The organism is Marinifilum caeruleilacunae (assembly GCF_013141825.1).
In the GTDB taxonomy this organism is placed as follows: domain Bacteria; phylum Bacteroidota; class Bacteroidia; order Bacteroidales; family Marinifilaceae; genus Marinifilum; species Marinifilum caeruleilacunae.
Genome location: NZ_RZNH01000178.1, coordinates 1 through 414 on the forward strand (window position 1 = coordinate 1; position 414 = coordinate 414).

Genomic DNA, 414 nt, shown 5'->3' on the forward strand with positions numbered 1-414 from the left:
GCAGCAGCTGCAGACGACGCTGGGGCTGAAGGAGGACGGCCGGGCGCTGTTGTTCACCGTCGTGAGCCGGCTCACCAGCCAGAAGGGGCTGGATCTGCTCCTTGGCGCACTGCCGGGAATCATTGCGCAGGGAGGGCAGCTGGCGCTACTGGGATCCGGCGACCCGGATTTGCAGGCCCGTTTTCTTGCCGCTGCGGCGCAATACTCCGGGCAGGTGAGTATCCGGATCGGTTACGACGAGGCGCTGTCGCATCAGATGATTGGCGGCGCCGACGTCATCCTGGTGCCCAGCCGTTTTGAACCCTGCGGTCTGACCCAGCTCTATGGCCTTCGCTACGGCACATTGCCGCTGGTTCGTCGCACCGGCGGACTGGCGGATACCGTCGCCGACTGTTCGCTCGAAAACCTTGCTGA

At 64.7% G+C, this 414-nt stretch carries 1 protein-coding gene; it reads left to right on the top strand.

What is annotated here, in order from left to right; translation table 11 throughout:
• Window positions 1-414, top strand: a 414-nt coding sequence (locus ELS83_RS21940) for a glycosyltransferase (protein ID WP_171597654.1), incomplete at both ends; no start/stop codon positions are given.